The sequence below is a fragment of the Streptomyces sp. M41 genome (genome assembly GCF_043673425.1).
GTDB lineage: Bacteria > Actinomycetota > Actinomycetes > Streptomycetales > Streptomycetaceae > Streptomyces.
This window is the reverse complement of record NZ_JBIMKE010000043.1, coordinates 17,250-42,278: the sequence shown is the minus strand read 5'-3', so window position 1 is coordinate 42,278 and position 25,029 is coordinate 17,250. Positions and strand designations below refer to the sequence as shown.

At 71.5% G+C, this 25,029-nt stretch carries 20 protein-coding genes, 4 pseudogenes and 1 riboswitch; of the genes and pseudogenes, 8 read left to right on the top strand and 16 right to left on the bottom strand.

From position 1 onward, the window contains the following. Positions 1–39: 39 nt before the first annotated feature. From ACHBTE_RS33630 to ACHBTE_RS33605, 6 genes are all read right to left on the bottom strand, one after another. Positions 40–789, bottom strand: coding sequence for an endonuclease/exonuclease/phosphatase family protein (locus tag ACHBTE_RS33630; protein WP_394729144.1), 750 nt, complete (start codon positions 787–789; stop codon positions 40–42). A gap of 126 nt (positions 790–915) precedes the next feature. Further along, positions 916–1,869: an ROK family glucokinase gene (locus ACHBTE_RS33625; protein WP_394729142.1), complete on the bottom strand. Its 954-nt coding sequence runs from the start codon at positions 1,867–1,869 to the stop codon at positions 916–918. Between the two features lie 137 nt (positions 1,870–2,006). Then, complete coding sequence (locus ACHBTE_RS33620) at positions 2,007–2,537, bottom strand: DUF5304 domain-containing protein (RefSeq protein ID WP_394729140.1); 531 nt, start codon at positions 2,535–2,537, stop codon at positions 2,007–2,009. A 57-nt stretch (positions 2,538–2,594) separates the two neighbouring features. Further along, the gene (locus tag ACHBTE_RS33615; protein WP_394729138.1) at positions 2,595–3,773 is read right to left on the bottom strand and encodes an ArsA family ATPase; all 1,179 of its coding nucleotides are present in this window, start codon (positions 3,771–3,773) and stop codon (positions 2,595–2,597) included. Positions 3,774–3,900: 127 nt separating this feature from the next. Next, a complete protein-coding gene (locus ACHBTE_RS33610; protein WP_394729136.1) occupies positions 3,901–4,341 on the bottom strand; it encodes an SRPBCC family protein in 441 nt (146 codons plus the stop codon). A 155-nt stretch (positions 4,342–4,496) separates the two neighbouring features. Continuing rightward, positions 4,497–5,294, bottom strand: coding sequence for a metallophosphoesterase (locus ACHBTE_RS33605; RefSeq protein WP_394729134.1), 798 nt, complete (start codon positions 5,292–5,294; stop codon positions 4,497–4,499). A gap of 296 nt (positions 5,295–5,590) precedes the next feature. Here ACHBTE_RS33605 and ACHBTE_RS33600 point away from each other — a divergent pair, with 296 nt between their 5' ends. After that, complete coding sequence (locus ACHBTE_RS33600) at positions 5,591–7,387, top strand: AMP-dependent synthetase/ligase (RefSeq protein WP_394729132.1); 1,797 nt, start codon at positions 5,591–5,593, stop codon at positions 7,385–7,387. Between the two features lie 43 nt (positions 7,388–7,430). Here the strand turns inward: ACHBTE_RS33600 and ACHBTE_RS33595 are convergent, their stop codons facing one another. Together ACHBTE_RS33595 and ACHBTE_RS33590 are read right to left on the bottom strand one after the other, a co-directional pair. After that, on the bottom strand, positions 7,431–9,017 hold the full coding sequence (locus tag ACHBTE_RS33595; RefSeq protein ID WP_394729172.1) for a GMC oxidoreductase: 1,587 nt from the start codon (positions 9,015–9,017) through the stop codon (positions 7,431–7,433). Between the two features lie 238 nt (positions 9,018–9,255). Beyond that, entirely contained in the window at positions 9,256–10,398 is a 1,143-nt protein-coding gene (locus ACHBTE_RS33590; protein ID WP_394729130.1) for a glycosyltransferase family 4 protein, read from the bottom strand. Between the two features lie 119 nt (positions 10,399–10,517). Between ACHBTE_RS33590 and ACHBTE_RS33585 the strand changes: the two genes are divergently transcribed. Then, positions 10,518–11,753, top strand: a complete 1,236-nt coding sequence (locus ACHBTE_RS33585) for a glycosyltransferase 87 family protein (protein ID WP_394729128.1) — start codon at positions 10,518–10,520, stop codon at positions 11,751–11,753. A gap of 676 nt (positions 11,754–12,429) precedes the next feature. On the opposite strand, the gene ACHBTE_RS33580 is transcribed toward ACHBTE_RS33585, so the two are convergent. From ACHBTE_RS33580 to ACHBTE_RS33560, 5 genes are all read right to left on the bottom strand, one after another. Beyond that, positions 12,430–13,623 carry a hypothetical protein gene (locus tag ACHBTE_RS33580; RefSeq protein ID WP_394729126.1) on the bottom strand — a complete coding sequence of 398 codons (1,194 nt, stop codon included), beginning with the start codon at positions 13,621–13,623 and terminating at the stop codon, positions 12,430–12,432. A gap of 71 nt (positions 13,624–13,694) precedes the next feature. Continuing rightward, positions 13,695–14,708 (bottom strand): NlpC/P60 family protein, encoded by a 1,014-nt coding sequence (locus tag ACHBTE_RS33575; RefSeq protein WP_394729124.1) that lies wholly within the window; start codon positions 14,706–14,708, stop codon positions 13,695–13,697. A gap of 273 nt (positions 14,709–14,981) precedes the next feature. After that, entirely contained in the window at positions 14,982–16,016 is a 1,035-nt protein-coding gene (locus tag ACHBTE_RS33570; protein ID WP_394729170.1) for an NlpC/P60 family protein, read from the bottom strand. A 211-nt stretch (positions 16,017–16,227) separates the two neighbouring features. After that, positions 16,228–17,571: an NYN domain-containing protein gene (locus tag ACHBTE_RS33565; RefSeq protein ID WP_394729122.1), complete on the bottom strand. Its 1,344-nt coding sequence runs from the start codon at positions 17,569–17,571 to the stop codon at positions 16,228–16,230. A gap of 34 nt (positions 17,572–17,605) precedes the next feature. After that, positions 17,606–17,845 carry a hypothetical protein gene (locus ACHBTE_RS33560; protein WP_394729120.1) on the bottom strand — a complete coding sequence of 80 codons (240 nt, stop codon included), beginning with the start codon at positions 17,843–17,845 and terminating at the stop codon, positions 17,606–17,608. Positions 17,846–18,011: 166 nt separating this feature from the next. Between ACHBTE_RS33560 and ACHBTE_RS33555 the strand changes: the two are divergent. The 6 genes and pseudogenes from ACHBTE_RS33555 to ACHBTE_RS33530 all read left to right on the top strand — a co-directional run bounded on the left by ACHBTE_RS33555 (position 18,012) and on the right by ACHBTE_RS33530 (position 20,457). Beyond that, positions 18,012–18,842, top strand: a pseudogene (locus tag ACHBTE_RS33555) (rhomboid family intramembrane serine protease). Then, a complete protein-coding gene (locus tag ACHBTE_RS33550) occupies positions 18,839–19,120 on the top strand; it encodes an Lrp/AsnC family transcriptional regulator (protein ID WP_095756134.1) in 282 nt (93 codons plus the stop codon). The pseudogene ACHBTE_RS33555 and the gene ACHBTE_RS33550 overlap by 4 nt, the downstream one beginning before the upstream one ends. A gap of 214 nt (positions 19,121–19,334) precedes the next feature. After that, a pseudogene (locus ACHBTE_RS33545) lies at positions 19,335–19,508 on the top strand (small secreted hydrophilic protein); the annotation flags it as partial. Beyond that, a pseudogene (locus tag ACHBTE_RS33540) lies at positions 19,492–20,071 on the top strand (two-component sensor histidine kinase); the annotation flags it as partial. The pseudogenes ACHBTE_RS33545 and ACHBTE_RS33540, both read left to right, overlap by 17 nt. Position 20,072: 1 nt before the next feature. After that, a pseudogene (locus tag ACHBTE_RS33535) lies at positions 20,073–20,213 on the top strand (glycerate kinase); the annotation flags it as partial. A 19-nt stretch (positions 20,214–20,232) separates the two neighbouring features. Further along, complete coding sequence (locus ACHBTE_RS33530) at positions 20,233–20,457, top strand: hypothetical protein (RefSeq protein WP_394729174.1); 225 nt, start codon at positions 20,233–20,235, stop codon at positions 20,455–20,457. Here the strand turns inward: ACHBTE_RS33530 and ACHBTE_RS33525 are convergent. From ACHBTE_RS33525 to trpD, 3 genes are all read right to left on the bottom strand, one after another. Continuing rightward, positions 20,412–21,779 carry an aminotransferase class V-fold PLP-dependent enzyme gene (locus ACHBTE_RS33525; RefSeq protein WP_394729118.1) on the bottom strand — a complete coding sequence of 456 codons (1,368 nt, stop codon included), beginning with the start codon at positions 21,777–21,779 and terminating at the stop codon, positions 20,412–20,414. The genes ACHBTE_RS33530 and ACHBTE_RS33525 overlap by 46 nt on opposite strands. A 144-nt stretch (positions 21,780–21,923) precedes the next feature. Next, a riboswitch (SAM riboswitch) is annotated at positions 21,924–22,040 on the bottom strand. 247 nt (positions 22,041–22,287) lie between these two features. Continuing rightward, positions 22,288–22,962 carry an undecaprenyl diphosphate synthase family protein gene (locus ACHBTE_RS33520; protein ID WP_394729116.1) on the bottom strand — a complete coding sequence of 225 codons (675 nt, stop codon included), beginning with the start codon at positions 22,960–22,962 and terminating at the stop codon, positions 22,288–22,290. Positions 22,963–23,949: 987 nt separating this feature from the next. Further along, positions 23,950–25,014: an anthranilate phosphoribosyltransferase gene (trpD, locus tag ACHBTE_RS33515; protein WP_394729114.1), complete on the bottom strand. Its 1,065-nt coding sequence runs from the start codon at positions 25,012–25,014 to the stop codon at positions 23,950–23,952. Positions 25,015–25,029: the final 15 nt, after the last annotated feature.

Here is a 25,029-nt window from a genome sequence, read left to right as displayed (position 1 = left end):
GTACCTCGTTCCTGAGCCGCCCGGCGTACCTCCTTCGACCTAGTGAACCGCGGGAATTCTGAGGGCGGCCAGCACCGGAAGGTGGTCCGTGGCCGCCCTCAGGTCTGCCTCCGTCACCCCTGGGTGGCCCACGGGGACTCCGCAGCCGAGCACCTCGACGGCCTTGGTGGCGAAGATCGCGTCGATGCGCTGATGCGGGTCGAGGGGGGTCGAGGTGTACTCGCCGCCCCAGGGCGCGGTGGCCCAGCAGTCCTGAAGGCCCTCGGCGATACGGCGGAAGGTGCGGCCGGCGGGGCGTTCATTGAGGTCGCCGCCCGCGACGGCGTGCTCCACGCCCATCGCCGCCAGCCGGTCGAGCAGCATGCCGCCCTGCTCGAGCCGTTCGTCCTTCTGCAAGGAGAGGTGGCAGCTCAGGACGCCGAGGCGGGCGCCGCCGAAGCGGACCACAGCGGTGGCGAAGCCACGCCGGTGCAGTCCCGGGGTGAGGGGCAGCAGGACATCCTCCGTGCGCTCGACGGTGGCCCTCAGGTTGCAGAGGATCGCCGGGCCCGCAGCCGTGGCGCCGCCGGTGAGGATGACGAGGTTCGCCGCGTGGGCCAGGCGGGAGAGCTTCTTTCGCCAGCGGAAGAAACGCGGGGCTTCCTGGACGAGGACCAGATCGGGGTCGCAGGCGTCGATGACGCGGGCGAGGGCGGTGGTGTCGTCGCGCATCGAGCGGATGTTGTAGCTGAGGACGCGGATGAGTGCGGAACCGTCGGGCTCTGTGTGGGAGTTGGGCAGCAGCTCCATGTCGATCAATCTACGCCCAATGACTCGGGGCGCGAGGTCGATGCGCGAGTGCCGGTCGGATGTGGCTCGTCGCGCAGTCCCCGCGCCCCTGAAGACGTGGCAGCCGCCGTCGCGGAAAGGCGGGCCTTACATGATCGGGTCCGGCTCGCGGGCCAGGTCCGCCGCGCCCACCAGCCCGGCCTCGTTGCCCAGCTGGGCGGCGATGACGTCGGCCACCGGGCGCCAGTTGCCGCCGACCAGCCAGCGCTTGTAGGACTTGCGGATGGGGTCGAGGACCAGTTCGCCCTCGTCCGAGAGGCCGCCGCCGACGATGAAGGCGGACGGGTCGAACAGGGAGGCGAGGTCCGCGAGGCCCGCACCGGCCCAGCGGGCGAGCTCGCGGTAGGAGTCGACGGCGACCGCGTCGCCCTGGCGGGCGGCCATGGAGATGTGCTTGCCCTCGATGCCGTCGGGGGTGCCGTCGCCCATGCCGAGGAGTATCTCGGCGTTCTCCGGGGTGGCGTTGGCGCGCTGCTTGGCGTAGCGGACGAGGGCCCGGCCGGAGGCGTACTGCTCCCAGCAGCCCTGGCTGCCGCAGCCGCACAGCAGGCCGTCCGGCACCATGCGGATGTGGCCGAACTCGGCGGCCACGCCGTAGTGCCCGCGGCGCAGCTTGTTGCCGATGATGATGCCGCCGCCGAGGCCGGTGCCCAGCGTGATGCAGATGACGTTGCGGTGACCCTTGCCCGCACCGAACTTGTATTCGCCCCAGGCCGCCGCGTTGGCGTCGTTCTCCACGACGACGGGGAGGCCGACGCGGGCCTCGACCTGCTGCTTCAACGGCTCGTTGCGCCAGTCGATGTTCGGGGCGAAGTACACCTCCGAGCGCTGGCGGTTGACGTATCCGGCCGCACCGATACCCACGCCGACGATCTCGTGCCCGGCGCGCGCGCCCTCCACCGCGGAGGCGATGGCGTCCACGATGCCCTCGGGCGTGCCCGGGGTCGGCACCTTGTGGGTCGAGAGGATGTTGCCTTCCTCATCGACCACGCCGGCCGCGATCTTCGTGCCGCCGATGTCGACGCCGATGGTGAGTCCCATGAATCCCTCAGTTTCGGTCGAGCCCCGCTACGGCCAACCGTACCCGAGGCCCCGCCGTGGGGTTCTCGTCGTCCGCCGGGCGGACAGGCCCATGGCCAGGCGGCGCACGGGCTCCGCCCGGCGGCCGTCCCGGGGGATCAGTCGAGGTCGATGCGCTGGCCGGGCCCGGTGTCGTCGCCCCGGTCGGGGCGCTCCTCGAGGTCGTGGCCGTCGGTGTCGCCGGCCGTCCAGCGGCGTTCTTGCGCCTGGACCGCGGAGCGGTAGGCGGCGAGCAGTTCGCTGCCGGCCGCGGCGAGGTGGTCGAAGACGTCCGGGTTGCGCTCTATGACCGGCTCGACGGCGGCCCTGGCCTGGTCCACGACCTGCTTGACCACCTGCTGAGCTGCGGGTCCGGCCACCGCGCCGAGCAGCGGGGACTGGATGCCCGACAGCTTGTCCGCGACGGCGTCGACGAGCTTGCGCAGCTCCTCGGCGGCCGAACCGGGGGGCGTGCCGCGCTCGGCGCGGCGGCGGGCCTTCTCCGACTCGAGGTCCTCGGCGCACGCCGTGGCCCAGGCGTCGGCGTCGGTCGCCCGCACCTCGTCGATCGCCTCGTGCTCTCCCCCGCTCTCGGGTTCGCTCGACCGGGGGGACCCCCACGCGTCGGACGGGGGGAGCTCTTCGCTCATGACGGACTCCTGACTACGGTTCGTCTCTCCGACGTTACCCGAACGGGCGTACCTGCTTCACCGGGTCCGCGGCCACAGGTCCGGATCCGGCGCGAACCGGATGCGCAGCTCGCCGTCCCGCAGCGCCGCCCCGGCCACCCGGCACCGGCGCAGGGCCGACGGAAGGGGCACGATACGCCGGAACCGGGCGGCGGTGACCACGAGTTCGTCGCCGCGCCGGACGAGGTCGAGTTCGTCGCGTACGGCGCCGGGCAGGGGGATGTGCCAGACGAGGACGCCGTCGTCGGCGAGCCGGTCGGTGACGGGCCACTCGACGGTGGAGGACGTGTCGTTGACGGCGGGCGGCACGGCGAGGGCGTCGAGGTCGTCGGTGCCGCGCGGGTCGTGGCCGAGGTGGGTGACGGTGTGCACGTCGTGCTGCTCCCGCCATTCCTCCAGGACCTTGCGCTGCTGGGTGACGGGGCCGGAGAGCCAGCTGCCGGCCGGCGCCTCCGTCTCCGGCAGCAGCCGGTTGGCGATCAGCAGGTCGGGGCGCAGGCCGCGCAGGGCGAGGGCGAGGGTGGCGTCACGGACGGCGTCGGCGCCGCCCGGGCCGGGTTCGGCGACCAGCCGTACGACGGTGTCGCGGTCGGTGACGACGGCTTGGACGGCGGCGAGTTCGACGTCCCAGCGGGCCGCGGTCTCGTAGAGCCACTCCGCGGGCATCGGGACCCCGGCCAGCCGGCCGAGGACGGGGCGCAGGGCGCGGGCCGCCTGCCGCTCGGAGGGCAGCAGGCGGCGCAGATAGCGGCGCAGTTCCTCGGGGAGTGAGAGGAGGGCGAGGGCGTGCGGGGTGGCGGGGAGGTCGACGACGAGGAGGTCATGGGCCTCGGCGAGGGCGGCGTCGCGCAGGGCACGCAGCAGCGCGAGTTCCTCGGCCCCGGGCAGGGGGGTGACCTCTTCCGGGTCGAGGCGGGAGGCGCCGAGGAGGTCGAGGGCGGTGGTGGCGCGTTCCTGGAAGGCGGCGAGGTCGTCGCGGAAACCGGCGGCGGCGTCGGGGCGCCAGGCGGTGAGGTTCTCGGTGACCTCGGTCGGGGTCACGCCCGTGGTCACGCCGAGGGCGGCACCCAGGGTGTCGGTGCGGTCGGCGCTGAGGACCAGGGTTCTGGTGCCGGTGGCCGCCGCCGTCAGCGCGGTGGCTGCGGCGACGGTGGTACGGCCGCTGCCGCCGGGGCCGGTGATCAGGATGGTGCGCATGGGGGTGAACGGTAACCGAGACGGCCCGGGGGACGCCGGGCCGTGTCCACCGTGCGGCTGCACCGTGTGGGCGCGGGAAAGCCCAGGTCCGCGCCCGGGCAGCCCGTCGGCGCCCCGTCGGCGGGTCCTACTTGCCCGACTCCACGCGCTTCTTCAGGCCCGCCAGCGCCCGGTCGATGATGACCTTCTCGGCCTTGCGCTTGATCATGCCCAGCATCGGGATCTTGACGTCGACCGTCAGCTGGTAGGTGACCTCGGTGGCACCCGCCCCGGCCGGCTTGAGGATGTACGAGCCGTCCAGCGACCGCAGCATCTGGGACTTCACCAGCGTCCAGGACACCTCGTGCTCACCGCCCCAGGTGTACGCCAGCACCTGGTCGTCCTTGATGGCGCCGGCGTCCATGACGAGACGGACCTGCTCGGCGCGGCCCTCGGTGTCGGTCTTGAGGACTTCCGCCTCCTTCACCTCGCCGGTCCAGTCCGGGTAACGGGCGAAGTCGGAGATCACCCCCATGACGTCGGCCGGTGCCGCCTCGATCGTGATGCTCGAGCTGGTGTGTTCCGCCATCGCCGTGGCTCCTCCAGATGCGGGCCGGTATGAAGTCGTGGTGCGCACGCGTGCGCCGCGTGAAGGCTACCGCGCGCCCGACCAGCCGACTTCACCCCCACCTGCGCGGTCGTCGGGAAACCGCCCCCGGGATCACAAAGTGGCCCCGGATCCGCTCACCATTGCAGTGCCCAGGGCTTCCCGGACGCCGCGAAGTGCCCGACGTTCACGCACTCCGTCGCACCGATCCGCATCCGCCGGACCAGCGGCTGATGGACATGGCCGAAAAGGGAGTAGCGGGGGCGGGTGCGGCGAATCGCCTCCAGCAGTGCCCGGCTGCCGCGCTCGAAGCGCCGCGCCACCGTGTCGTAGACCAGCTCCGGCACCTCCGGCGGGATGTGCGTGCACAGCACGTCGACCTCCCCCACGGCCTCGATCTTCGCGGCGTACTCCTCGTCGCTGATCTCGTACGGGGTGCGCATCGCTGTGCGCAGGCCGCCGCCGACGAACCCGAAGGTCCAGCCCCCGATCTCCACCCGCTCCCCGTCCAGCACGGTCGTGCCGGGCCCGGCGTACTCCGGCCACAGGGGCGGCATGTCGACATTGCCGTAGGTGGCGTACGTCGGCGTCGGGAGCACCGCGAACATCTCGGCGTACTGCTTGCGCACCGCCTTCTCGATCACCGCGCGCCGGTCCCCGCCGATCCCTGCCCACAGCCGCGCCCCGAACTCCCGGGCCTCCTCGAAGCGCCGGGCGGTGCGCAGCTCCACGATGCGGTCGGCGTTCGCCACGCCGAACAGGTCGGGGAAGATGCCGCGCGAGTGGTCGGCGTAGTCCAGGAACAGCACCAGGTCGCCCAGGCAGATCAGGGCGTCGGCTCCCTCGCCGGCCCTGGCCAGGTCGCGGGCGTTGCCGTGCACATCGCTGACCACATGCACGCGTGTCGTGCGGTTTCCCGTCGGTGTGGGTGCCATGGCGATCAAGGGTAGGCGTGTGCGGCATACGTGAACAGTGGCGGCCGTACCCCTGGTTACTGGCCAGTCGTCAGACCGCTCGACTACTGTGCGCGCAGAAACACCAATCCGTGTGACGCAGCGAACATCTCGCCGGGAACCCCTGTCGAAGAAGCCATACCGGCGGGTAACGTCCGGTCGGTCCAGTCGTGCTCAGGATTTCAACATGTGAATCCCCGAGCACTTGCCCGAGCCTTGGACCACCCCGTCGCATCACACAACGTCGTGGCGCCGGCGCCCTATGAGGAGCAGCAGTCTTGCGCGAGTTCAGCCTTCCGGCTTTGTACGAGGTCCCTGCGGACGGAAATCTCACCGACATCGTCCGCAGAAACGCCGCGCAGCACCCGGACGTCGCCGTCATCGCCCGCAAGGTGGGCGGTGCCTGGCAGGACGTGACGGCCACCGCGTTCCTGGCCGAGGTGCGCTCGGCCGCGAAGGGGCTCATCGCCGCCGGGGTGCAGCCGGGCGACCGGGTCGGTCTGATGTCCCGTACCCGCTACGAGTGGACCCTGCTCGACTTCGCGATCTGGTCGGCGGGCGCGATCACCGTGCCGGTGTACGAGACCAGCTCCCCGGAGCAGGTCCAGTGGATCCTCGGCGACTCGGGCGCGACCGCCATGATCACGGAGCTGGACGGCCACACGGCCGCCGTCGAGTCGGTGCGCGACCGGCTGCCGTCGCTCAAGCACGTCTGGCAGATCGAGGCCGGCGGCATCGAGGAGCTGGGCCGGCTCGGCCAGGACATCAGCGACGCCACCGTCGAGGAGCGCAGCTCGCTGGCGAAGGCCGACGACCCGGCGACCATCGTGTACACCTCCGGCACCACCGGGCGCCCCAAGGGCTGTGTGCTCACCCACCGCAGCTTCTTCGCCGAGTGCGGGAACATCGTGGAGCGCCTGCGCCCGCTGTTCCGTACCGGCGAGTGCAGCGTGCTGCTCTTTCTGCCGCTCGCGCACGTGTTCGGCCGCATGGTCCAGATCGCACCGCTCGTGGCGCCGATCACGCTGGGCACGGTCCCGGACATCAAGGACCTCACCGACGAGCTGGCTTCGTTCCGCCCGACGCTGATCCTGGGCGTGCCCCGGGTCTTCGAGAAGGTCTACAACTCGGCGCGCGCCAAGGCCCAGGCGGACGGCAAGGGCAAGATCTTCGACAAGGCCGCGGACACCGCGATCGCGTACAGCAAGGCGCTGGACACCCCGTCGGGCCCGGCCTTCGGGCTGAAGGTCAAGCACAAGGTGTTCGACAAGCTCGTCTACAGCAAGCTGCGCGCGGTCCTCGGCGGCCGGGGCGAGTACGCCATCTCCGGCGGTGCCCCGCTGGGCGAGCGGCTCGGGCACTTCTTCCGCGGCATCGGCTTCACGGTGCTGGAGGGCTACGGCCTGACCGAGTCCTGTGCCGCCACCGCCTTCAACCCCTGGGACCGGCAGAAGATCGGCACGGTCGGTCAGCCGCTGCCGGGTTCCGTGGTGCGCATCGCGGACGACGGTGAGGTGCTGCTGCACGGCGAGCACCTGTTCAAGGAGTACTGGAACAACCCGGGCGCGACCGAGGAGGCGCTGGCCGACGGCTGGTTCCACACCGGTGACATCGGCACCCTCGACGAGGACGGCTATCTGAGGATCACCGGCCGCAAGAAGGAGATCATCGTCACCGCGGGCGGCAAGAACGTCGCGCCGGCCGTGATCGAGGACCGCATCCGGGCACATGCCCTGGTCGCGGAGTGCATGGTGGTGGGCGACGGGCGGCCGTTCGTAGGCGCGCTGGTCACCATCGACGAGGAGTTCCTGGGCCGCTGGGCCGCCGAACACGGCAAGCCCGCGGGCTCCACCGCGGCGTCGCTGACCGGGGACGCGGACCTGAACGCCGCGATCCAGGCCGCGATCGACGACGGCAACGCCGCGGTGTCGAAGGCGGAATCGGTGCGGAAGTTCCGCATTCTGCCCTCCCAGTTCACGGAGGATTCGGGCCATCTGACGCCGTCGCTGAAGCTCAAGCGCAACGTCGTGGCGAAGGACTTCGCGGACGAGATCGAGGCGATCTACCGCAAGTAGCAGGCCCTCCCCGAAGCGGTGTCCGGGGCGGCGGTACGACGGCTCATGGCGCGGTGTCCTCCACGAGGACCCGCGCCATCGTCCGTTCGGCGAGCGCGGTGATCGTGACGAACGGGTTCACCCCGATCGACCCGGGCACGAGCGAGCCGTCGGTGACGTACAGCCGTGAATACCCTTTCACCCGGCCGTAGTCGTCGGTCGCCTTCCCCAGCACGCAGCCGCCCAGCGGGTGGTAGGTGAAGTCGTCGGCGAAGACCCTGCTGCCGGAGCCGAACAGGTCGTACCGGTAGATGGTGGCGTTCGCCCTGTTGATCCGGTCGAACAGCTTCTTCGCCATGCCCATCGACACGGCACTCTGCGCCGCGCTCCACCCGAGCCGCACGGCGCCGCTGCCCGAGTCGTACGCGAACGACGCCCGCTGCGGGTTCTTGGTGATCGCCAGATAGAGGCTGACCCAGTGTTCCAGCCCCGTGGGCAGGGGCGCGATCTCGGCGAAGACGGGGTTGGCGGTGTTGGCCCAGTCGTCGATGCCCATGACCGGGATGGTCGACTGGTTCGCCCCGACCGTGTCCCACAGATGGTTGGCCCGCCCCAGCATCACATTGCCGTTGGGCCCCCATCCGGTGCCGACGCTCGGGTCCAGGGCGGGCAGGGTGCCCGACTCGCGGGCGCGGACGAGGAGTTCGGTGGTGCCGATGCTGCCGCCGCCGAGGAAGAGGTACGTACAGCCGTACTCCTTGGTCTCCACGACCGTGCCGGTGTCGTCGATCCGGTCGGCGGTCAGCACATAGGTTCCGTCGGCCGCCCTGCTGACCGTCCGCACCTTCTCCAGGGTGTGGATGGTGACGTTCCCGGTGCCGAGCGCGGCGGCCAGATACGTCTTGTCGAGGGTGCGCTTGCCGTGGTTGTTGCCGTAGATGACCTCGCCGGCGAGCGCGGACCTGGTCGCCGTACCGGCCGCCTCGCGCTGCATGTGGCCGAAGTCGTAGACGTTGGGGACGAAGGTGGTCCGCAGACCGGCCTTGGCGGCGTGCTTGCGGGAGATCCGGGTGAAGCGGTACCACTCCGTGGACTCGAACCACGCCGGATCGACGGTGTTGACGCCGAGCATGGAACGGGCGCGTGGGAAGTACGTGCTGTACATCTCCGCGGTGTCCACGGTCGGGAACTGCTCGGCGAAGTAGGACTGGAGCGGGGTGACGGCCATGCCGCCGTTGACCAGGGAGCCGCCGCCGACGCCTCGGCCGACGTACACGGACATGTGGTCGTAGTGGACGCGGTCGAGGACGCCCGGGTAGGGGCTGATGTCCTTGTTGACGACGTCCAGCCACAGGAAGGTGGCGAGCGGGGCCTCGGTCCGGGTGCGGAACCACATGGAGCGGCGGTCGGGGGTGCGGGTGGAGCAGTACACCTTGCCGTCGGGACCGGGGTCGGTCCAGAGCCGGCCCATCTCCAGGACCAGGGTGCGGATGCCGGCCTGTCCGAGGCGGAGGGCGGCGACCGCGGCGCCGTAGCCGGAGCCGACGACTATGGCGGGGGCGTGCTGGACCGCCTCGGGCTCGGCGGCCTGAGCGGACTGGAGGCCGATGCGGGTGAGGCCGGCCGCGGCGGCTGTCTGGAGGGCGACCATCCCGAGGATGTGACGTCTTGTCAGCTGACGCTGCATCAGGTTTGATGTCATGTGCGCAGCATGGGCGGATTATTGGGTTCCGCCTAGTGGGGTGCGGCTTATTCCTGATGGGCGACTTCGGCGGGCGACGCCGGTGGGCGACACCGGTGAGCGTCTCCTGGTTGGCGACTCCTGGTTGGCGTCTCCTGGTGGGCATCTCCTGGTGGGCGATCGTGCCCCCGGGGCCCTGGGCGTTGCCCTACAACAGCGTCTGCAGGTTCTCCGCCAGCAGGTCCCAGCGCCACTTCTCCTCGACCCACTGCCTGCCCCGCTCCCCCATGCGCCGGCGCAGTTCGGCGTCTTGCAGGAGGGTGACGATGCGGTCGGCGGCCTCCTGAGGGGAACCGCCCCGGACGACCCACCCGGTCTCGCCGTCCAGTACCGCGTCCGGCGCCCCGCCCGAGTCGCCGGCGACGACCGGCAGCCCCGTCGCCGATGCCTCCAGGTAGACGATGCCGAGCCCCTCCACGTCGAGCCCCCGCCGCCTCGTCCGGCACGGCATCGCGAAGACGTCGCCGGCGCCGTAGTGGGCGGGCAGCTCGGACCAGGGGACGGCGCCGGTGAAGCGGACCGAGTCGGCGACACCGGTCTCCCGGGCCATCCGGCGCAGGTCCTGCTCGTACGGCCCGCCTCCCACGATCAGCAGGACCGCCTCCGGCTCGGCCGCCAGGATGCGGGGCATGGCCCGGATCAGGGTGTCCTGGCCCTTGCGGCGGACCAGTCGGGAGACGCAGACCACGACCGGGCGGTCCGTCAGCCCCAGCCGTGCCCGGATCTCCTCGCCGCCGGAGCCCGGGTGGAAGGTCTTCTCGTCGACCCCGGGCGGCAGCTGGGCCATCCGGGAGGCGGCCTCGGGCGTCAGCGCGGTCGCGATCCGTGAGCGCGTGTACTCGCCGAGGTAGGTGATCGTGTCCGTGGACTCCCCGATCCGGCGCAGCAGCTGCCGGGCCGCGGGCAGCTGGGCCCACCCCGCCTCGTGCCCATGGGTCGTGGCGACGAGGCGCTCGGCGCCCGCCTTGCGCAAGGCCGGTGCCATCAGGCCGAGCGGGGCCGCCGCGCCGAACCAGACCGACGTACAGCCGTGCTCGCGCAGCAGGCCGACCGCACGCCGGGTCGCCGCGGGCGTCGGCAGCAGCATCGTCGTACGGTCCCGTACGACCGTGAAGGGCTGCTCGGCGTCGAAGGCGGCGGTGGCCTCGATGCCCTCGCGGGTGCGCTTCCAGGTGGAGGCGTAGACGACCAGCCGCTCGGGGTCGAGCCGCAACGCCATGTTGTGCAGGAACGCCTGGATGCCGCCGGGGCGGGGCGGGAAGTCGTTGGTGACGATCAGGGTCTTGTGCATCGCCGCCGACCTTATCGAAACAGTCGTACACGGCCGGGGCCCGGCCGTGTATGTGGCCCGCTCACAGCCGGACAGGACATCATGTTCTTCTCGGGCGGAATCGAACGGCAGGGGATCCGGTGGAGACGAAGGGCACGCGGCGGTCCCTGGCGCTGCCGTCGGTGGTCTGGGCCCTGACCAGGGTGGCCCTGCTGCTCTGCGTGTTCAAGGTGTACGTGTTCCCGGGGCCGGACGTCACCACCGACGTGTCGGTGATCTACCAGGGCTGGTACGACGTCCTGCGCACCGGAGCGTTCCCGCAGGACGACGTCACCTGGCAGTACCCGCCCGCCGCCGCGCTGCCGGTCCTCTCCCCCGCCCTGGTGTTCTGGCTGGACTACCCGTCGGCGTTCTTCGTCCTCTGCTTCACCGCCGACCTGGCCGTTCTGCTGCTCCTGCTCCACACCGGGCTGCGCCCCGGCCGGACCCTGCGCGGGGCCTGGGTCTGGGTGGCGGGCCTACCGCTGCTCGGACCGACGGTGTACGCCCGCTACGACGTGATGGTCACCGCCGCGGCCGTGGCCGCGCTGCTCGCGGGTGTCCGGCATCCCCGGCTGATGGGGGCGCTGACGGCGTTCGGGGCGATGCTCAAGGTGTGGCCGGTGCTGCTGCTGGTGGCGGCCCGCAGGCGGAGCACCTGGGTCACGGCGGCGCTGACCGCAGGCGCCCTGTCGGCGCTGTTCGCCGTCGCCATGCCCGGCGCCTTCGCCTTCCTGACCTTCCAGCGGGACCGCGGCACCGAGGTGGAGTCGCTGGGCTCCCTGGTCTTCCATGTGGCCCGGCAGTACGGCTGGGACGGCGAGGTGCTGTTGAACTACGGCTCGGTGGAGTTCCTCGGGCCGTACGTCGACGTCGTCAGCCATGCCGCCCTCGCGCTGAGCGCGATCGCCTTCGGCTGGCTGCTGCTGTGGCGGCTGAGGGCACGGCGGTTCGTGTCGCACACGCTCGCCGACGCGGCGTTCGTGGCGGTGCTGATGTTCGTGACGACGAGCCGGGTGATCAGCCCGCAGTACATGGTGTGGCTGGTCGGCGTCGCGGCCGTGTGCCTGTGCTTCCGGGGCAGCCGGATGACGCTGCCCGTCGGACTGGTCCTCGCGGCGTGCTTCGTGACGGTCCTGGAGTTCCCCGTGTATTTCGCGCACGTCGTCGCCTCCGACAGCCTCGGCGTCACCCTGCTCTTCCTGCGCAACGGCCTGCTGGTCCTCGCCACCCTCCTCGCGGCCCGCGCGCTGTGGCGCGACACGGTGACCCGGCCCGCCCCGCTGCCCCTACCGCCTCAGGCCACCCGCGCCAAGGAGACGTCGCTGCCCTCCTGACGCCGGGCCCGGCGGAGCAGCACCAAGGGCGCCGGCCACTGCACGGCCACGGCGACCGCCGGTGCCAGGCACACCCCGGGCAGCCGAGCCCGACAGACCCGTACGCGAGCGACAGCCGGACGACCGTGCCCAGCACGGTCCGGGCGCCGGGCGAGCGACAGCGGGGCGGCCGTGTCCAGCACGGTCGAGGCGACGGCGACGGCGACGGGCCACAGGGGAGGCGGAGCGTGCCTAACACGGTCCGGGCGGCACCCGAGCGACGGCCAGACGGCCACACCCAGCACGTCACGCCGACGGCGACGGGCCGCGGGCGAGGCGGAGCGTGCCTGGCAAGGTCGGGGCGACGCGCGGGGCGACAGCGGGACGGCCCCACCCAGCACGGTCCAGCCGACGGCGACGGGCCGTGGGCCGCGGGCGGCGGGCGACGGCCGCGGGCGAGGCGGAGCGCGCCTGGCACGGTCCGGGCGACGCGCGGGCGACAACCGGACGGCCACACCCAGCACGATCCAGGCGACACCCGAGCGACAACCGGACAGCCGCACCCGGCACCGTCCAGGCCACCGCGACGGGCGACGGGGCAAGGCAGCGCGTGCCTGGTCGGCGGAGGCCGTCGCGCGGCTGGAGCTGCTCGGCTGAGCCGTGCGGCGCCCGCGGGACCGCGCCCCGCACGGCCCGATCAGCCCAGCTGGGCCCGCAGATACTCCCGCCACTCCTGTGTGAAGCGTTCCGTCGAGATGCCCAGCACCTCCCGCAGCGCCCCCTCGACGGCCCCGGCCCGCCGCTCGTGCGCGCCGACGGCCCGGTAGAACTCCAGCAGCCGGACCTCGCCCCAGCGCTCGGCGATCATCCGGCAGGCCGTCCACCCGCTCTCGTACGCCATCGCCAGCTCGCCCGCGGCGCCGCTGAAGCCGAAGTCCGCGTCCGCCGGGAGGGCCTGCGGCATCCGTCCCTCGGACACCGCGCGGGACAGCTCCGGCGCGGCCTGCGACGGGGACCGGCCGCTGCCGAGGTAGCCGACCCAGTCGGCGTAGCCCTCGGACAGCCAGAGCGGGGTCGCGGCGGTGGTGTCGGCCCGCGTGGCGACATGGGTGGCCTCATGGGTCAGGACGACCTGTTTGCCCGCGTCGCCGAGAACGCCGTACGCCTCGGGGTTCACGATGATCCGGTCGGCGGGCGCCCGCTCCCGGGCGCCGGTCTCGCCGGTGGTGACCGCGGCGATCCCGCGATAGGACGAGGCGGGTGAGCCGAGCAGCCCTGCCATCGCCTTCAGGGACCGCGGTACGAGGACGACGACCTGCCCGGCCCAGTCCGCGCCCCACACCCGGGAGACGGCGGGCACCGCGCGGTCCGCCAGCGCCGCGTACGAGCGCAGCGACTCCTCGGAGTGTCCGACGCCCAGGACCATGCTGTGCGCACCGGAGACGACACTCACCTCGCCCTGGTCCCACAGCTGTTCGGCGGAGCCCTTCGCGGGCCGCTCCCGCTCGACGTACCAGTGGCCCTCCGTGTCCCGGCTCAGGTTCAGGACGCGGCCGACGCCGACCGGCGCGCGGTCGTGGCCCCGGACGCGATAGCGCAGTTCGGCCCGGGCGGTCGCGGTGTCTCCGGTGAGCCGCACTTCGGTGAGGTGGTACGACCAGTCGGCGAGGGGCACCGCGCGCAGATTGCCGAACCGGTCCCGGGCGCCGGTGCGCAGATACGCTCTCTCGTCGTGGTCGAGGAGCGCGGCCGAGCGCCGCTCCAGGAGGCGCTGCACCTCGGCCTTCGCGCCGTCGGTGGCGGGCCGCGCGCCGCAGCCCACCAGCGAGACGAGCAGCAGACAGAGCGCGATGACGACCCGCGCTCCCGACACCCGCCCTCGACCAGCCATTTCCCGATCGTACGGCGACGAGGGCGCGGAGGTCAGACCCGTGTGAGCAGTACCTCCGGCGCCGGGGCGTGTCAGACGCGGGTGACCGTCGCCCCCGGCATCATGCCCACCGGGTCGTAGCGCACGGGGGCGCCCGGGTAGGGCGCGTGGATCACCTGGCCGTTGCCCATGTACATCCCGACATGGCTGGCGTCCGAGCGGTAGGTGACGACGTCTCCGGGCTGGGCCTCGGAGAGCGGGACCTGCCGTCCGGCGTACCGCTGCCCCTGAGAGGTGCGCGGCAGGGAGACCCCGGCCTGGGCGTACGACCACTGGATCAGGCCCGAACAGTCGAAGCCGGAGGGCCCGTTGGCGCCCCAGATGTACGGCCTGCCCAGCGCGGACTGGGCGGCGGCGACGGCGGCTGCGGCGCGGCCCGAGGCGGCGACCGCCCCGCCGAAGTCGGGCAGGTCGGCGCGGCCGGAGCGGGAGGCGCGGTCGAAGGCGGCACGGTCGGCCGCCGACAGGGAGTTCAGCAGCCTGCGGGCCTGGGCGAGTTTGCGCTCGACGGTCCGCTTGTGGGTGGCGACGGCCTTGCGGCTGCGCTCCAGCTCGGTGAGCTTCCTGGCCGCCTCGGCGCGCTCCTGGGCGATGACCCGCATGGCCTCCTGGAGGTCCTCCAGCTCACCGGCCTGGTGGGCGCTGAGCCGGGCGATGCGGGCGGCCTTGTCCAGGTAGTCGGCCGGGTCCTCGGAGAGCAGCAGCGCGAGGGAGGGATCGAGGCCGCCGGCGCGGTACTGGGCGCCGGCCAGCGAACCGAGGGCGTCCCGCTTGGAGTTGATGCTCGCCTGCTGGCGGGCGATCCGGTCCTGGGCGTCGTTCACCTGGCCGCGGAGCTTGTCGGCGCGCTCGTCGGCCTTGTTGTAGGCCTCGGTGGCCTGCTCGGCCTCCTCGTAGAGGCGGTCCACCTTGGCCCGGGTGTCGTCGTGCGGCGCGGCAGTGGCCGGTACGACCCCGAGGGCCGTGGCGGCGGCCGACATGACACAGAGCGCTGCACCGGCCCCCCGGTCGAACCCGGACGATGCAAGGCGGCGATGGGACCCCACGGGAAGCCGCTCTCCTTCCGCTGGCGACAAGGACCTTCCCCGGGCGACCGGGGAAACGCGGCAGACAGTAGCTCCGTGCGGGGGCGACGACCAACGACCGCGCCGGGCACGCAACGTGACGCCCCGCCTCTGACGCAGGTCATCGGCGGGGCGCGGGGTCAGCGAGTGTCGTGGTGATTCGCCCGTTCGGGCGGCACGTCGTGTTGATCTTGCGGCCGTGAGGCCGGGATCAGCGCGGGGTCGGACCGGGGTGGGGCCGGGGTGGGGCCGGGATCAGATGCGCACGCCGAACTGGAACGGCATGTTGTTGATCGACTCGTAGCGGACGACCGTGCCGGTGCGCGGGGCGTGCAGGATCTGGCCGTTGCCCGCGTAGAAGCCGACGTGATGCAAGTCGCCGTAGAAGATGACCAGGTCGCCGACCTTGAGCTCGGACTGGCTGTAGATGCGCGTGCCGGCGTTGGCCTGGTCCTGCGAGATGCGCGGGATGGAGACGCCGGCCTGGGCGAAGGCCCAGGAGGTCAGGCCCGAGCAGTCGAAGGAGGACGGGCCGGTGGCGCCGTAGACATAGGGCGAGCCGATCTTGCCCTGGGCGGCCTGGAAGGCGGCCATGGCCCGGCCGGAGGCGGGGCCGGTGTTGCCCAGGTCCACCCGGTCGGCGGCGGAGCGGCTGGCGCGCTGCTCCTCGGCGGCGAGGGCGGCCTTCTCCGCGGCCGAGAGGCTGTTGAGGAGCTTCTGGGCCTCGGCGAGCTTGCCCTGGACTTCCTTCTTCTTCTCGCCCAGCTCGGTGCGGGTGGAGGAGAGGTCCTTGAGCTTGTCGGCGGCCTCGGCGCGCTGCTGCGCGAGCTCGCGCTGCTTCTGCTGGATCTTCTTCAGCGAGTCGACCTGCTGAGCGCTGAGCTGGTCGGCCGTGGACGCCTTGTCCAGGTAGTCGTCCGGGTTCGACGACAGGAAGAGCTGGAGGGAGGAGTCGATGCTGCCGGTGCGGTACTGGGCGGCGGCGGCCAGGCCCATCGCGTCGCGCAGCTCGTTGAGCTCTTCCTGGCCGCGGGCGACGTCGTCCTGGATGGTGGAGATCTCCTTCTGGAGCTTCTCCTGCTTCTCCTTGGCCCCGTTGTACTTCTCGGTGGCCTGCTCGGCCTGCTCGTAGAGCTTGTCGACCTTGGCCTTGACCTCGTCCTTGCTCGGCTTCTCGCTGGGGGCCGCGTTGGCGGCCTGCGAACTGATGGCCACGGCAGCAGCGGCAGCGGTGGTCAGCACGGTCACACGTGCTCGGCTGGGCTGCTTGGGTCGACGGTGGGACGCCACGGAGGTGAAACCCTTCTTGTGAGTGATCACCCGCTCGGAGGTTCGACGCCAGACCCTAGTGACCCGCTTGTGATCAGATCAAATCCTCACACGAAAAATCTCGTCACACACATCATTCTTTACACACAACTCACATGCGGTGACGCGGGCTTGACCCTACGTCGCGTGACAGTCGGGCCAATTCGGGCATTGCGGCCGTACGTTGGCCCATTCAGGACAGTCGCTTGAGAAGTACCGCAGAAGCCACCGGCCGCGCCCCGGCCCGGGCGACGCCGTCGGCCACCTCGCGGTCGGTCGAGGCCACGATGACCGGCCGGCCCGGCGGCTCGGCCCGCACCAGCTGGCGGATCAACTCGTCCGCGGTCACGCCCGGCTTGGAGAACAGCACCCGTACCCCGCGCGGCGGCGCGAGCAGCACCGGCGCGGCCAGTTCGGCGCCGTCGAAGACACAGGTCACCTCGGCACCGGTCTGCGCCGCCAGCTGGGAGAGCTGGCCCAGCAGCCTGAGCCGCTGCTTCTCCAGGGGCATCTGGGGATAGCCGGTCTTGGTGACGTTGTAGCCGTCGACCACGAGATGGGCCTGCGGCAGGGCGAGCAGCTGGTCGAGGATCGCGGGGTCGTTCTCGGACAGCGCCCGCGCGGCGATGTCCTTCGGGGTCATTCGCCCCGGTTCGACCGCGTCCACGGTCTCGGCGGGCCGCACGGACACCGGTGGCAACGCCAGTTCCCGACGCAGCCCTTGGGTGGCGTCGAGCAGGGTGTCCAGCAGCAGCCGTACGCGCATGTCCTCGACGCTGCGTCCCTCGCGGGCCGCTCGGCGGGTGGCCTCCACGGCGGCCTCGGCCTCCCCCAGCCGCGCCTTGAGCCGCCGGGTCTCGCTCTCGGCCGCGGAGACCTGGGCGTGCCCGTCGGCCCGCACTGCCTCGATCTCGCCCTGGGCCTTGCGCAGGGCCGCCTCGCCGCGCTTGACGTCACTGAGGGCGGAGCGCAGCTTGCGGTGCAGCGACTCGGCTTCCTTCTTGGCCGCGTCCAGCTCGGTGCGCAGCCGTTCGGTCTCCTGCCGGGTGTGCTCGCGGGCGTGGGCGAGTTCCTCGCGCAGCCGCTCCAGCTCGGCGCGGCTCTCCTCGTCGGCACGCTCGGCGTCGGCCCGCTGGGCCTCCTCGCCGGCCGCGGCGACCAGCTTGACCCAGCCGGTGGGCCGCAGAACATAGGCCGCGGCCGCCACGTCGAGCGGGTCCGCGGCCGGGGGCGCCGAGCCGGAGTCGAGGGCGCCGGCGAGTTCCGGCTGGGCCTCTCTGAACTTCTCCCCGATGCGCTGGCGGAACAGCGGATCCGTCTCCAGCGCCGCCGCCATGGCGTTGCCGGCGAACTTGGCGCGGCGGTTCGGGGCGAACCGGGCGTACTGCCGCAGCTGCGCGGGCAGTTCACCGACGGTCAGCCCGCCGAACCCGTCGGACACGATCTGCACGACCCTGCGCCGTACCCCGTCGGGCAGCGGACGGTCGAGCACCTCGGCGGCGCCGTCGCCCGGCCCCCCGCCTTGTGTCTCCACCATCCGTCACCCCAATGCCTGTGCGGGCCCGCTCCTCTCAGGAGCCGGCGCCCGGCCTGTCCACGAGTTCCACCTTGTCCACGGCGTTGCACCAGCGGCAGCGCACCGACTCGATCGTCTCACTGAGCACCTCGCGCTCCTCGATCTTGGGCTCACCGGCCAGATCGAGGTGGACGTACTCCACGACCTTGGACGAGCGCGTCACGTCGAAGCGCGTGAGGTTGCCGCAGAGGGTGCAGCGCCAGCGCGTGGTGGCGGTCGGCAAGGGAACCGTCATCGTGACCGTGCTCTTTTCTACTAGGCCTTCTATTGTCCGTGACGCCCCGGAGTCCCCGGTGCGTGTGGCTCGTAACCCTACGGCCTGGCGGGTACCCACCGCCTGTCCGTCTCGGGCGGCGAGGCGGTCTGTGCGCGTGCGTCCCGTTACGTCATGCTCTGTAGCCATGATCGGCAACTGGAGCGTGGCGCATTTCGGTACGCGGTTCGGCAGGGCCGCCCGATGGCTCTCCCGGTCGCCCGCGCCGGTGACGTACGGGCTCATCGCCCTGTGCTGTCTGCTCTTCCTGACCGGCCCCGCGGCTGGGCTCAATCCGGCCTACGGCGCCGGTGACGGCCTGCTCGCCGCACAGCGGGCCTACTTCCACCGGTGGGGCGTGGTGCCCGCGGAGCTCTTCGAGGGTGCGCCCCGGGCCGCCCTCACCCTCGCCACGGCCCTGTTCGTCCACGGCAGCTGGGTGCATCTGCTCGGCAACATACTCTTCCTCTACGTCTTCGGGGTGATGGCGGAGGAACGGATGGGCCGCCTCCAGTTCACGCTCTTCTACCTCGGCTGCGGCTGTCTCGCCCTGCTCGGCTACGCGGCGGCCCACGACGATTCCACCCAGTCCCTGGTCGGCGCGTCCGGGGCGATCTCCGCGGTCCTCGGCGCGTTCCTGTTCCTCTTCCCCGGGGCGCGGGTGACAAGCCTGCTGCCCTTCCTGCTCTTCCTGCCGCTGCGTTTCCCGGCGTGGGTGGTGCTGCCCTTCTGGGCGGCTCTGCAATGGGTGGCGGCGGGGCGGGCGGAACAGGGACCGGGGGTGGCGTATCTGGCGCACCTGGTGGGGTTCGGGGCGGGGTTCGGCTACGCGTGGGCCAGGTTCGGGAAGCGCGGAGGCGGGTAGCGCGGCTCCTCGGGGCGGTGGACGGCGACGGGCGTGCGACCGAAGGGCGATGGGCGTGCGACTAAAGTGAGTGCCGCCCCTGCTCCGGCCCCCGAGGGAGAGAACCAGCCGTGATCACCGCGATCGTCCTCATCAAGACCAGCGTGGACCGGATCCCCGAGATCGCGGAGTCGATCGCCGCGCTGGAGAGCGTCAGCGAGGTCTTCTCGGTCACCGGGACCTACGACCTGATCGCCATGGTGCGGGTCAAGCAGCACGAGGACCTGGCGGAGGTCATCCCGGGCCGGATCAGCAAGATCCCCGGCGTGGAGGCGACGGACACGCACGTGGCGTTCCGGACGTACTCGCAGCACGACCTGGAGGCCGCCTTCGCCATCGGCCTGGACAGCTGAGCCCGGCCGCGTCCCCGCGGGGGAGTTCCCACGGCCGCATCCCCATGGCGCAGGACCGGACGGAGTCCCCGCGGCCGAGCCGAGCCCCATGGCCGACCCTCGTGGCCGAGCCCTCTACCTGAGCGCCACCACCGACGGCACTCCGGCCCGAAGATGAAGAGTTCCTCATCCTGGGCTCATCCATACGGCCGGGTGCCGGGGCAGGCTCGCTCACATGGTCTTCTCGCACCGGATCGCGGCCCTGGCCGCCGTCGTGGCCAGTCCGCTGGGCATCGCCGCGACCAGCTTCGCCCTCACCGACACCCCTCAGCCGCCCAAGGTCCCGGCCGAGGTGGAGCTGCACAGCGGGTCTCCCACTCCGGCGTCCACCCGTGCGGGACGTGGACCACCGGGTGAACGGGCTGCTCGCCCAGGAAGCCGGCGAGTTCGCCAACTTCGAGGAGCGGGGCGTCGATCCCGAGACCGGCCGCCCCTTCACCGTCCGTCCCGGCTGCTGCGCGAGTTCCTGGTACGTCAGTACGCCGACCCGGACGAGGAACTGCTCGGGCTGGTGGGCCGGCCGGGGCGGAACCCGGCGCAGATCATCCAGCCGCGCGACCTCCCCGTCGCCGTTCCCCTGCACGAGGACACCGGTGCCCGCCGCCGGGTCTTCGACTCGCCCGACTCCACCGGCACGGTGCACCGGGCATCCGGCGAGATCCGCTGGGCCAAGGTCACCGTCGCCCGGGCCGGCGGCGAGGCGGAGGCCGCGTTCGTCGTCGCCTTCCACCCGGGCGCGAACAGGCCGCGGTGAACGAGGAGTTCCGTATCCTGCTCGCCATCTCCGGGGTCGCCCTGCTGATGACGACCGGGATCGGCTGGGCGGTGGCCGGACGGATCCTGAAGCCCGTACGGCTGGTGCACACCGCGGCGGCGCACCTCACCGAGCAGGACCTCTCCCCTTCGTATCCCGGTGCTGCTGGTCGCCTGCAACCCGTACAACGTGCTGCGCGGCGAGCGCGGTGTGGCCCGGGTCTTCGGCCCGCAGAAGGGGGCGACGCCCGCACGCTCGGCGAGGGCGCGCAGGACGTTGCGGGGGTGGGGACGCCTGTCACGCGATCGCGCCCGCGCCGATGCCGCCGGCCGAGGCGCTGGACCGGGCGGGCGAACGGCTCACGGACGCCACCGAGCGCGCCCTGCGGATGATCGCGCTCGGCACACGCCTACCGCTGGTGCTGCCGGGCGCCGGGGCGGAGCACCAGGCCCGCGGCGAGGCGTCGCAGCCTGAGGCCCGGGCGTCGCAGCCGCAGGCTCACGCCGTCGTGTCGGGCACGCAACGCCCGTCCTCCGTACGGTAGTTCCACCGCGCTCCGTCGGTGACGAGCTCCTTCACCGCTCGTACGAACCGTTCGACGTGCTCGTCCGGGGTGCCCGCGCCGAAGCTCACGCGGATGGCGTTGAGGGACTTCTCGCCCGGAGCGGCCTCGGGGGCGCCGCACTCGCCCTGCGTCTGCGGGTCGCTGCCCAGCAGGGTGCGGACGAGGGGGTGGGCGCAGAACAGACCGTCCCGTACCCCGATGCCGTACTCGGCGGACAGGGCGGCGGCGAAGTGCGAGCTGTTCCAGCCCGCGACGACGAAGGAGAGCACCCCGACGCGCGGAGCGTCGTCGCCGAAGAGGGACAGAACGCGGACCTCGGGGACCTCGGCGAGGCCCGCGCGGACCTTCTCGATCAGGTACCGCTCGCGGGCGACGAGGTCCTCGAACCCGGCCTCGGTGAGGGCCTTGCAGGCGGAGGCGATGGAGTAGGCGCCGATGACGTTCGGGGAGCCGGCCTCGTGCCGGGCGGCGCTCTCGTGCCACCGCACGTCCACTCCCCCGTCCTCGCGGCGGGTGACGGTTCGGCTGGCGCCGCCGCCCGCGAGGTAGGGCTCCGCCTCGCGCAGCCAGTCGGCGCGGCCGGCGAGGACTCCGGAGCCGAACGGGGCGTACAGCTTGTGGCCGGAGAAGGCGACCCAGTCGACGTCCAGGTCACGGACGCTCACGGGGTGGTGCGGGGCCAGCTGGGCGGCGTCCAGCACGATCCGGGCGCCGTGCGCGTGGGCGGCGGCGGCCAGCTCGCGGACCGGCCACAGCTCACCGGTGACGTTGGAGGCGCCGGTGACGCAGACCAGGGCCGGGCCGTACGGCTCCCGGTCGGCGAGGGCGCGCTCCAGGGTCTCGACGGCCTGGCGGGGGGTGCGGGGGGCGTCGAGGTAGGTGACGCGGGTGTCGCGCCAGGGCAGCAGGGAGGCGTGGTGCTCGGTCTCGAAGACGAAGACCTGGCAGTCGGCCGGGAGGGCGGCGGCGAGGAGGTTGAGCGAGTCGGTGGTGGACCGGGTGAAGACGACCTGGTCGGTCTCCCGGCAGTCGAGGAATTCGGCCACCGTCCGGCGGGCGTTCTCGAACAGGTCGGTGGAGAGCTGCGAGAGGTACCCGGCGCCGCGGTGGACGCTGCCGTAGTACGGGGCGTAGGCCGCCACGTCGTCCCATACGCGCTGGAGCGCGGGGGCGCTGGCGGCGTAGTCGAGCGCGGCGTAGGTGACCTCGCCGCCGGTGACGAGCGGGACGGTCACATCACGGCCCAGAACGGGCAGGGGGGAACAAACGGACTGGTCGAGGGTAGCGGCGGAGACGGACATGGCGGAGCTCCCGTGAGAGGAAGGGGGGAAGTGAAAAAGGGTGTGCGGAGGCGGGGCTCGGCGGCCCTATCGCATTCGCTTGCTCACGAGAGACTCCTCGACGACCAGGACCCCTGGCCTCACGCTTGTGCCAAGCGTTCGAGGGGTCCGCGCTTGCCGTAGACCTCACTGCCTACGGCCTGGTCTTCACCCGGGGCACCCCGCCACGGACGGAGGGTTGCCGGACAGTCGGCCGGGGCCTCATGACTGTCACTCATGACCTGCACAGGAAGGTACGCGGACTGATCGCCGCGCCGCAACTCGCGTCCGCATACCGGGACGTCCCCGCCAACAGGGGGCGCACGCCCGTCGAGTGGACCGAGGATTCATCGGCGCCGGTCGGTGCTTCATCGGCACCCGTCCGGCGGACCGCCGACCTGCCCGGTACCGGCCCGGCTGGGCCCGGCACGCGCGCAGGTCGTGCGGATCGTCCGTCACAGGGCCGGTCGAGGCGTCCGGCCGAATCCGGTCAGCGCGCTTCGGACGCGGCGCCGGTGGGGTAGCGGCCGTAGCGGCGCTCCCGCTGCTGGAGGTCCTTCATCGCGGTGTCGAAGTCGGCCCGGGTGATGTCGGGGAACAGCAGCGGCGAGAAGTACAGCTCGGCGTACGGCGACATCAGGGGGAAGAACGACGACATGCGGACGGCGCCGCCGGTGCGGATGAGGAAGTCGACGTGCTGCGGGACGTACGCGTGGCCGGCGAGGATTTCCTCGGTCATCTCCGGGATCTTGCCGTTGAGCTTGTTGAAGATGCCGATGACCTCACGGGAGAGGGACATCCCCATGATGTAGTGCAGCGTGAACTCCGACTCCTTGTCGGAGGAGTCCCGCAGCTTTTCCAGCGATTCGAGGTACCGGGCGGGCACGAGGTCGAGGGACCCGGAGAAGTCGAAGTTGCAGGTGCCATGGACGCGTTGTGCCAGGTCGTCGAAGGCGTCCAGGAAAGTGGTCACGGCGGACTCGGGGCGCTCGAAGTTCGCGGCGGAGGACGTCGTGATGTAGAGAGTCGTGATGCCTTCCTCTCTGGCCCAGCCTATGAACTCGACGAGCTTGTCCGCCATCGCCTTGTAGCCCTCGTCGAGGGAGACGCCGTTCTCGATGGACCAGCGGCGCATGCCGTCCGGAAGAAGCATCAGATTGGTCACCGTATTCTCCTTTGCTGAATGCGCTGTACGCGAAAGGGCGCGCTTGTGCATCGACATCGTGAGGGAGGAAAAAACCGCAAGGGGATGAGAGGCGGCGGCGTCAGAATCCCGGGCGGTGAACTGCCCGAGTCGCCGAGTTATCGCCGTGTTCTGTTCGCGCCGCGCCCGCCGGCCGGGCCGGATGTCGGACACAGGTCCGCCACAGCCGCCGAGCGCGTGCGTCTGCGCCGCCGAACTTCAGGGCAGCCCGATGAGCGGCCGGAACGCCGAAGGCGAGAGGAGGAGCGGAGCAGCTGCCCGTGGACATGGACATGGACCTGGACATGGACCTGGAGCTGATGCCCGGTGACGAAGGCACACGCATCTCCGGAAAAGGAAGAGCTGCGGTGCGGGGCCAGGGTGCGTTCCGGCCTGACGGAATTCGGACCCGGATGCCCATTACTTACGCACACTTCATGGAACAGGGAGGTACGTGATGCCCTGCTGGTTTCCCTGCTTGATTTCCGCGGCGGCATGGAAGCCGATGGCCGCGCACTCTCGGATAAGCTGACCGACACCAGGGGTTTGACCACCTGTGCAGTCACCCCGGTCACAATCCCGGGCCGCAACGACCGGAGCCCCGGTCCAGGGCTCCTGGCTCATGACTGAGTACCGTCCGCATTAATGACCCCCGTCATCCCTCTGCTGTCCCCGTCCGGACCGGCACTCCAGCCCGAGCAAGAGCACACGAATCCCACGAGGGAATGCACATGACATTAGCATATACATTCCCCCGTCCGTCACGCCAGTATTTTTTGGCGACGGCAGCACCGCCCCGGCATGACCGGGCATACCGGCATACGGGCATGGGAAGTGGCGACACCGGACTTGGGCCTGCATGACCGCTCATGACTTCGCCAATGAATGACCCTGCCGAACGCGTTCCGGCACGAACGCGTTCCAGAAGAACCCGGACCGCGGACCGTGCGGGGCCAGGGTGCAACACGCCTAGGCGTTGGTGACCGCGACCCATCTCTCGAGGACCCGCTGCGCCGCCCCCGAGTCGATCGCTTCGGCCGCGCGCTCCATCCCGTCCCGCAGCTGCTCGGCCAGGGACGCGGACCCCGGTTCCAGGGCCACCAGTGCGGCGGCCGAGTTCAGCAGCACCGCGTTGCGCACGGGACCGGCCTCGCCGGCCAGCAGGCGCCGCGCGACATCCGCGTTGTAGGCCGAGTCGGCTCCCCGCAGCGCCTCGACGGGCACCAGGTCCAGCCCCACGTCCCGCGGGTCGAAGGACTCCTCGGTCACCTTGCCGTCGCGTACGACCCACACACGTGACGTGGCCGTGGTCGTCAGCTCGTCGAGGCCGTCGTCCCCGCGGAACACCAGGGAGGAGTGGCCGCGCTCGGCGAACACGCCGGCCATGATCGGCGCCATCCGGGGGTCGGCGACACCGACCGCCTGGGCCTTGACCTTGGCCGGGTTGGCCAGCGGCCCGAGCGCGTTGAAGACGGTCCGGATTCCCAACTGCCCGCGCGCGGCGGCGACATGACGCAGCGCCGGGTGGAACTTCACCGCGAAGCAGAAGGTGATCCCGACCTCCTCGGCGACCTCGGCAACCCGCTTCGGCGTCAGCTCCAGATTGACCCCGAGCTTCTCCAGCACATCGGACGCGCCCGACGCCGACGACGCGGCCCGGTTGCCGTGCTTGACGACCTTCGCACCGGTGCCGGCGACGACGATCGACGACATCGTGGAGATGTTGACCGTCTTCGCACCGTCCCCGCCCGTGCCCACGATGTCGACGGTCTTCCCGGACACCTCGATGACATTGGCGTGCTCGTACAGCGCGGCCACCAGTCCCGTGATCTCCTCGACCGTCTCGCCCTTGGCCCGCAGGGCCACCACGAACCCGGCGATCTGCGCGTCGGTGGCCTCGCCGCGCATGATCTGGTCCATCGCCCAGAACGTCGCACCGGCGTCCTGATCACGCCCGGACAGCAGGCCGTTCAGCACCTCGGGCCAGGAACGGTCCGCCACGGTCTCGCCTCCGGCGGGGGTCATAGCGCTCATACGGCCGCTCCTGAG